Here is an 8,290-nt window from a genome sequence, read left to right on the forward strand (position 1 = left end):
AGGTTCTCGATCACCAGCGTGTCCACGCTCTGCGTCGCGCCCAGTCTCGCAACAGTGCGCGCGAGCAGCAGGACCGTGAGGTACGCGGGGTTCTGCTGCACCCGCGGATCGGCCTGGGTGGTGATCTCGTCCCGCGCCGTGGCCAGGCGCATCACGCCCTCGCGGTGTATCCGGCCCTGCTCGTCGACGTAACCGCGCGGCAGCGTGAACGGGAATTCGGTCAGCATCCCGCCCGCGCCCGGACCCGGGTCTGTCCCGCCCAGGACGCCCGGTGCGGCCGGCCCGGCCGTCGTCGTCGTCGCGATCATCTCAATCTCCTGTCTCGTGCTGCTCAGCCGGCCGGCTGCATGAGAATCTGGTCGCAGTGCAGCACGACCGTCTCGGTGACGATCTCGGTCGCCCCGGCCTTCATCGCGCTGATCTCCAGCTTCGAGGGCCAGGCGTTCTCCAGCAGGTAGGTGATGATGGGCTGGCCCGCCTTCGGGGACTGCGACGCCGCGAACAGCTGCAGCGAGCAGGTCTTGCGGGCGGCCGGATCACCCTGCAGCACCGCCTGGTGCCAGGCCCACATGTACGTCTCGGTGTCCAGGCCGCGCTTGAGCGTGATCTGCGGCGGCTTGGTCTTGCCGTACTGCTTGGTGTGCACGATCCCCCCGGGCCCGGTCGAGATGTACTCGACCGGCTCCACCTCGGTGTTGATGCCCGAGAGCTCGCTGAACGTGGCGACCTGGATCCCGTCGACCTGGATCACGAAGCTCGAGGCGGTCATCACGGTCGGATTGCCGTTGGCGACGGCCGGCATGGGGTCTTCTCCCTTCGGTATTCGAATACTGCTTTCTGATTCGGGCGGAGCCGTCCAAGCGGCCTCATCCGTCGCCGAGGACGATCGCGTCGCAGGCGATGACCACGTCCTCGGTCACCACGCCTTCGCCGGCCCGGGCCGAGGCGACGTTGATCCGTGCGCACCAGGCGTTCTGCAGGGTCATCGTGGTCATCGGCGTGGCGTTGGCGACGTTGGGCAGCCCGCCGCCGAACATCTCCAGCGTCACGTCGGAGCGGGCCGTGGGCATGCCGCGCAGCGCCATCTGGTGCCAGTACCAGAGCGCGAGGTTCGCGTCCAGGCCGCGTTTGAGCGTGACGCTCGGCGGCTTGGTGACCCCGAACTGCTTGGTGTGGTTCACCGCGCCGCTCGCGTCCACCGAGATGTACTGCTCGATGCTGATCTCGCTGTTGATCCCCCCGAGCTCCTGGAACGCGAGGTTGCGCACGCTCAGGCCGGGCGGGAAGCCGGGCCCGCTGATCTGCAGGTTCGGTGCCGACACCACGAAGACCGGGGCGCTGGCCACCGAGGCGAAGGCGAGGCTCTGCTGGGTCACGATGCGTCCGTTCCGCCGCGCGGCCGAAGGCCGCCGCGGCTATTCCTCGAGGGCCGCGCCCTGGGCGTACTGGGAGACCCGGAAGACCACGAACTCCGCGGGCTTGACCGGCGCGATTCCCACCTCCACGGTCAGGATCCCGGCGTCCCGGCTCTCCGGCGGGTTGTTCTCCTCGTCGCACTTGACGAAGAAGGCCTCCTCCGGCGTGCGCCCGAACAGCGCGCCGCTGCGCCAGACCCGGCGCAGGTACATCGTGATCGTCCGGCGCACGGCACCCCACAGCAGCCGGTCGTTGGGCTCGAACACGACCCAGTTCGTGCCCTGCAGGATCGACTTCTCGACGAAGTTGAACAACCGGCGCACGTTGAGGTATCGCCATTCCGGGTCGCTGGAGAGCGTGCGCGCGCCCCAGATGCGGATGCCCTGGCCAGGGAACGAGCGGATGCAGTTGACCGCGACCGGGTTGAGCTGGTCGTGTTCGCCCCGGGTGATGTTGGTCTCCAGGTCGATCACCCCGCGCACCACCTCGTTCGCCGGGGCCTTGTGCACTCCGCGGGTCTCGTCGTTGCGCGCCCACACCCCGGCCACGTGGCCGCTGGGCGGGGCGAGCACGGGGCGCCCGCCGAGCGGGTCCATGATCTTGATCCACGGCCAGTACAGCGCCGCGTACTTCGAGTCGTAGCCGGCGACGTCCATGCGCCACTCGAGCACCTGCTGCGCCCCGAGGCCGGGGGGCGGGTCGAGGATGGCGACCCGGTCGGCCATCAGCTCGCAGTGCGCGATCATGCCGAGCTGCACGGCCTTCACGCCGTCCAGGTCGATCGCTCCGGCCCGATAGGCGCTCATCAGGTCCGGGACGCAGAGCATGGTGACGCTCTCGATGGCCTCCAGGCCCGCGAATCCGGTGCGCGCGGCGGTGTCGCCGACGTAGTGGTCCGCCGACAGCCGCGGGGGAACGGCGGCGGGGGCGGTGCGTCCGCCGAGCGTGACGCTCGCGCCGGTGCGGGGAGCGAGCGCCGCCGCGCCGTTCTTGACCTCCTCGACGGCGATCACCTTGGACTGCTCGCGAACCGCCGTCGCCACGTGGCGCGGCCCGCGCTTCGCGGAGAGGTTGTCGAAGGACTCGATGATCTGCGACCCGCGCCGCACGACCAGTTTGAAGGCGTCCTCGGCCGGCTCCGAGGCCTCCTCGACCTCGACCGTGACGCCCTCGCCGGCCGCCCCCGGGGTCAGCTCTCTGACTTTGAGCGCCGCCCGCGGCTTCTCGCCGCCGCCGGGCAGCTCGCGCCATGCGGGCGCTGCGTCGGCCGCGGAAATGGCGTCAGCCGCAGTGTCGTTACTCTCGCCGCCCGCTTCCGCCGCGGTGCCGACGCGCACCACATAGGCCGCACCGCCGCCGTTGAGAAAGTACCCGTACACGGCGTGCGGCAGGTAGGCGTCCTTGACGAAGCCGCCGAAGGACTTCGTGTACTGAGTCCAGTTGGTCACCAGGGTCGGCTCGTTGACCGGGCCTCGCTCGGTGAAGCCGACGAAGGCGCACACGGCGGTACCCACGCCCTCGATGGGGCGCGATCCCGAGGAGACCTCCTCGACGTATACGCCTGGGGACATATAGCTCGGCACGGCCTCTCCTCCAGAAGCTGCGAAACGTGCGGACCCCTTGAGTCTGGCCGCGCGGACCCGGCCGCCGCCCGCGCACCGTGGCGTCAAGCGGCGCAGTCCGCGACGTCGGATCCCGCCGATCGTGTGCGCGCAGTGCTGCGCTAACACGCAGGTCGAGCACCTTGCGCCGATGCCATGCTGGGCCGCGCTCGCCGGAACGCGGGCCGGCGAAACCGCCGTCAGCGCGGGCGCGGGATGTCAGGGCACGAGGAGGGGGACGCTGCGATGGGAGTGGTCGTCACATTCGACGGCGGCGAAAACGCGGTCGAAGTACAGCCGGGCGCGCAGGCGTCCTGCGGGATCACGGTCGAGAACACCGGCATGGTGGTCGACAGCTGCCTGCTGGACGTGCTCGGAGCCGCGGGAGAGTGGGCGCGGGTCGAGCCGGAGCGGCTCAATTTGCTGCCTGGGAGCCGCGCCGCCGCCAGGATCGTCTTCGAGCCGCCGCGCGGCCCGGACACGGCCCCCGGCGAGGTGGCCTTCGCGCTGCGCGCGGTGTCCACCGAGGACCTGGACGGTTCCCGGATCGAAGAGGGCGTCGTGCGGGTCGGCGAATTCAGCGACCTGTCCGCCGCCCTCGTGCCGCAGACCGCGGCCGGCCGGCGCGCGGCCCGCTTCAAGCTGCTGGTGGAGAACCGCGGCAACCGCACCGAGACCGTCGCGGTCGCCGCGGCGGACCCCGATCTCAAGCTGGCCTTCGAGGCCCGTCCGGACGGCTTCGCCGCCGAGCCGGGGACCGTGACCTTCGTGCGGCTGCGGGCCGTCCCGCGCCGCGCGTTCTTCAAGGGGCCGGACAAGTCGCTGCCCTTCGTGGCCACCGCCACGGCAGAGCACTGCGAACCGGTGGCCGTTTCCGGCACGATGCTGGAGAAGCAGATCCTGCCGCGCTGGCTGCTGCCGGTACTCGGCATCACCGCCCTGGCCTGCGCGCTGCTGCTGGTCTTCTGGTTCACCCTGCTCAAGCCGGCCGTGCAGTCCGCGGCGCAGGCCGGGGCGCAGAGCGCGGCGAGTCAGAGCCCGCATCCTTCGCCGAAGGCGAGCGGCAAACCCGCCGCGCCGGCCGACGCCGTCACCGTGCAGCTCGCCAGTCCCACGGTCGTCATCGGCGCGACCGATCTGGCGACGGCCACCGGCTCCTTCACCGACGGCTCGAAAGGCGTGCTGCCCGGCCGGATCGTATGGACCACCTCCGATCCGGCGATCGCCACTGTCTCGCAGGCCGGCGTCGTGACCGCGCACACCGCTGGCGCTGTGACGATCACCGCCACCACGGCGGGCACAGCCGCCGGGGGCGCGAGCCCTGGCGGCGGCTCGGCGAGCGGCAGCGGTTCCGGCGCTCACGGCGCGAGCTCTGACCTGTCAGTTCTCGGCGCTCCCACCCCGGGCCTCACCCCGGCGCCGCCCACGGCTACACCCGCGCAGCCGGGCGTGCTGTCCGGCTCCGTGCAGTTGAACGTCGTGGGGCCGCTGACCGTCTCCGGCACCACGCTGGTGCAGGGCGCGCTCGGCAAGCCCTACTCGCAACCGCTGACCGCATCCGGCGGCACCGGCAGCTATACGTGGTCGGTCAGCGCCGGGACGCTGCCGCCCGGACTCACGCTCTCCCCGGCGACCGGAGCCATCAGCGGCACGCCGACGGCGCTGGGTCAGACCTCGTTCACCCTCCACGTCGCCGACGCGGGGCCGCCGGTGCAGTTCGCCACCGGTAAATTCACCCTCAGCGTCGTAAGTGCACTGACACCGAGCACCACCGCGCTGCCCGGCGCAGTGGTCGGCAACCCCTATTCGCAGACGATCAAAGCCGTCGGCGGCACGCCGCCCTACGCCTGGGCGCTGAGCCCCGGCGCGGGCTCGCTGCCGCCGGGGCTGACGCTGAACCAGGCCACCGGCGCGATCACCGGCACTCCGACCACGACCGGGGTCTACTCCTTCACCATCAAGGGAACCGACGCCGCGATGCCCGGGCAGTCCATCGCGCAACCGCTCTCGATCAGCATCGTCAATCCGCTGATCTTCGTGACGCGGACGCTGCCCGACGCGGTGACGGACACTCAGTACTCTCAGACGCCCGTCGTGACCGGTGGCACGCAGCCCTACGACTGGTCGGTGAGCGCGGGCGCCCTGCCCGGCGGCATCGTCCTGAACACGGCCACCGGCGCGCTCACCGGCACTCCCACCACCACCGGCACCTTCAGTTTCACGCTGAAGGTCACCGATGCCGGCGGAACTTCGCTCAGCGCCGAGCAGAAGTTCACGATGAGCACCGTCAGCGCTTTCACCGTCACCACGTCGTCGCTGCCCAACGCCGTCACCGCCGGCACCTACACGCCGCCCGTGCTAGCGGCGACCGGCGGCACCGCGCCCTACGTCTGGCAGTTGACCGGGACGCTTCCGGACGGCCTCGTCATGAGCGTCGACGGGCATATCAGCGGGGTACCGACCAGAGTCGGCGACTTTCCCTTCACGGTGCAGGCCACTGATTCGAGCTCGCCGCCGCTCAGCTTCAGCCGATCCCTGTCGATCGCCGTCGTCGGATCGCTCGCCGTCGACACCCGATCACTGCCGGACGGAGTCACCGGGGCCGCGTACAGCAAGGCCCTCTCCGCTTCCGGCGGCGCAAAGGGTTACACCTGGAAACTGGTCAGCGGTCCGCTGCCGGACGGCCTGGCCCTGGATTCCGCGTCCGGCACGATCAGCGGCACACCCACGCGGACCGGCGTCTTCCCCATCGCCGTGCGGGTAGAGGACTCCAGCACCCCGCCGCAGACCGCCTCGGTAAACCTGGGCGTCGATGTTGTCAACCCGCTGACATTCACACTGCCGGCGCTGCCCAACGCGATCCGGGGTGCGGGTTATGCGGCCGCGCCGCCGACGGCCTCCGGCGGAACCGGCGCCTACACATGGTCGATCAGCGCCGGAACCTCGCTGCCGACGGGCCTGCAGCTGGACCCGGTGACCGGAATCATCAGCGGGACGGCGAGCGTGACCGATCCGCCGGGCATGACCACCTTCACGCTGACGGCCACCGACCGGAACGTGCCCACGCTGGCGGCGAGCTACCCGGAGACCATCCAGGTCGTCGCGAACCTCGAGTTCACCACGTCGCAGCTTCCTGACGCGACGGTGGGCACGCCCTACGCCGCGGACCTCTCCGCCTTCATCACCGGCGGCACGGCGCCCTACACGATCTCCGCGGTCAGCAACGTCGACGGTCTGTCGATCAACAGCGCGGGAGCGGTCTCGGGGACGCCGGGCGGCGCCACCACGCTGAAGATCGACCTCACGGTCACCGACTCGACCAAGCCGGTCCCGCTCGTCGGCCAGTTCCAGCTCCAGCTCCGGGTGAAGCCGTCGGCACTGGTCGTCGACTGGGTCACCACCCAGCTCAGGTATGTCGACTTCCCCTCCGTCTTCCACTCGATGCAGACCGTGAACAGCCAGCCGACGACGGGGATCGGGCCGTACACCTACTCGATCGTCTCGGGAAGCCTGCCCAGTACGAGCATCAATGGCCTTTCGCTCAATTCCTCGACCGGGGAGATCTCCGGAGCGGTGAGCTACTGCAACTCAACGTTCGATTTCACGGTTCAAGTGCAGTCCGCGGACGGGCAGACGGCCGCCCACGACTTCTCGATGGTGTGCAACACCACCAACGGCACCATCGGCTAAGGAGGCTGACATGAATCACGGGAGCGCCCGCACTGCACCGCCCCCCAAGACCGCCGGAAGCATCGAGACGATGATGCTGCAGACCGCCGCGTCGCTGGCGAACGCCGCCGCGCACTTCTACGCCGCGGCGTTCGCGCTGCCCTTCGTCAGGACCGGCGAGGGCGCCGTCGCGCAGTTCCTCACCACTGCCGGCGGCCATCACCGGGCGCACGCGCGGTCGTTCAACGCGGCCGCGGCGCGTGGCGGCGGGGCCGCGCAGACCGCCGCGGACCCTCGTTATGCCAAAGTCGTCGCCGATGCCTGGCCGAGCATGACGAGCACAGCCGCCGTGGTCAGCCTCGCTCTCACCCTGGAAGACACCGCCGTGCAGACCTTCGTGAAGTTCGCCGGCCTCGCCGGGGACGCCCCGACTCGGCACCTGTTCGGAAGCGTCGCCCCGGTCGACGCGCAACACCGCGCTGCCCTGCTCGTGATGCAGGCGCTGCTCCAGCACGGCGCCAACGACCTGATCGGCGCATCGTCCAGACCGGTCGACCTACCCGTCTTCGTCGGAAGCGTCGGCCTTCCCGCGGCGATCTACCCGGCGGCCGACGCCTCCGCGGTCAACGAAGGGATCGTGCGATGATCACCCGGCGGAGCCTGGTCACCGCGACGGCGGGCGCGGGCGCGGCGCTACCCCTCGGCATCGGACTGAGCGCATGTGGCAGCCCGCGGCCGGCGAGCGTCTACACCGCGGATGCCCGGACTTTCGCCCTGGCGGCGGCCGTCGAGAACCAGCTCACTGACATCTACGGCGCCATGCTCGCGGCACTGCGAGCGCAGAAGGCGGATCCGCCCGCGCCCGCGTTCACGCAGTTCCTGATCACCGCGAGCGCCCACCACGCGGAGCACGCGAAGTCCTGGAACTCGCTGCTGCGCGCCGCGCACAAGCCCGAGATCACCGGCGTTCCGCTAGCCGGTCACGCCGCGCTCAAGGACCAGGTCGCCGGGCAGACCACCGCCGCCGCGCTGGCCCGGCTCGCCGGACAGCTGGAGCTCCAGGCGGCTCGCACACATCTGGCCGCCCTCAGCAACCTGACCGACACCCCCGGGATCAGCGCCGCCGCGGGCATCGCGCCGATCGAGGCGATGCACGCCGCGGTCGTCGACTGCATCATGGGCGGCCGGCCGGCTCCGGACGATTTCCTGGCCCTTGGCGGTGCGCTGCGCGTCTCGGAACTACTCGCGTGAGCATGCCTGCCGCAGCGGACTAGCGGTGTCCATAGGGCTCAAGTCAGCTGGCGGAACCGCACAGCGCCCTGACTTCAGCCCCGGCGTCGCGGCTTGCCGCGCCCGGCGTTCCTCGCGACGCCGGAACCCGGCTTGCCGCTCGCGGCGCCCTTGCGCGCGTTGCCCGACGCGCTGGCCTTCGGTTTCACCTGCGCGGCGGACGGTTCAGCAGGACGTCCCCGTGAGCTGTTGACCGTGCGCCCTCGCACGATCCCGATGAACTGCTCCATCAGGTCGGTGGTGTGTTCTTCGAGCCAGGACAGCGCGACGCGCGACTGCGGGGCGTCCGTGACCGGCCGGTAGGTGAGGTCCTT

7 protein-coding genes and 1 pseudogene are annotated in these 8,290 nt (G+C 70.6%); 3 read left to right on the forward strand and 5 right to left on the reverse strand.

Annotated elements, in window-relative coordinates:
• The 4 genes from VFB40_RS19655 to VFB40_RS19670 all read right to left on the reverse strand — a co-directional run.
• Window positions 1–308, reverse strand: a 308-nt coding sequence (locus VFB40_RS19655; RefSeq protein ID WP_349261555.1) for a hypothetical protein, incomplete at its 3' end; no start/stop codon positions are given.
• Between the two features lie 23 nt (window positions 309–331).
• Window positions 332–802 carry a phage tail protein gene (locus tag VFB40_RS19660; RefSeq protein ID WP_324852759.1) on the reverse strand — a complete coding sequence of 157 codons (471 nt, stop codon included), beginning with the start codon at window positions 800–802 and terminating at the stop codon, window positions 332–334.
• 64 nt (window positions 803–866) lie between these two features.
• Complete coding sequence (locus VFB40_RS19665; RefSeq protein ID WP_324852761.1) at window positions 867–1,376, reverse strand: phage tail protein; 510 nt, start codon at window positions 1,374–1,376, stop codon at window positions 867–869.
• A gap of 39 nt (window positions 1,377–1,415) precedes the next feature.
• Window positions 1,416–2,999: a phage tail sheath family protein gene (locus VFB40_RS19670; RefSeq protein WP_324852763.1), complete on the reverse strand. Its 1,584-nt coding sequence runs from the start codon at window positions 2,997–2,999 to the stop codon at window positions 1,416–1,418.
• A 264-nt stretch (window positions 3,000–3,263) separates the two neighbouring features.
• Here VFB40_RS19670 and VFB40_RS19675 point away from each other — a divergent pair, with 264 nt between their 5' ends.
• The 3 genes from VFB40_RS19675 to VFB40_RS19685 are packed head-to-tail and all read left to right on the forward strand — an operon-like array spanning window position 3,264 to window position 7,937.
• On the forward strand, window positions 3,264–6,707 hold the full coding sequence (locus tag VFB40_RS19675; protein ID WP_324852765.1) for a putative Ig domain-containing protein: 3,444 nt from the start codon (window positions 3,264–3,266) through the stop codon (window positions 6,705–6,707).
• A gap of 10 nt (window positions 6,708–6,717) precedes the next feature.
• Window positions 6,718–7,332 carry a ferritin-like domain-containing protein gene (locus VFB40_RS19680; protein ID WP_324852767.1) on the forward strand — a complete coding sequence of 205 codons (615 nt, stop codon included), beginning with the start codon at window positions 6,718–6,720 and terminating at the stop codon, window positions 7,330–7,332.
• On the forward strand, window positions 7,329–7,937 hold the full coding sequence (locus VFB40_RS19685; protein WP_324852769.1) for a ferritin-like domain-containing protein: 609 nt from the start codon (window positions 7,329–7,331) through the stop codon (window positions 7,935–7,937). The genes VFB40_RS19680 and VFB40_RS19685 overlap by 4 nt, the downstream gene beginning before the upstream one ends.
• 74 nt (window positions 7,938–8,011) lie before the next feature.
• Here VFB40_RS19685 and VFB40_RS19690 read toward each other — a convergent pair.
• A pseudogene (locus tag VFB40_RS19690) lies at window positions 8,012–8,290 on the reverse strand (LysR family transcriptional regulator); the annotation flags it as partial.

Origin of the sequence: Actinocrinis sp. (assembly GCF_035650855.1) — a bacterium.
In the GTDB taxonomy this organism is placed as follows: domain Bacteria; phylum Actinomycetota; class Actinomycetes; order Streptomycetales; family Catenulisporaceae; genus Actinocrinis.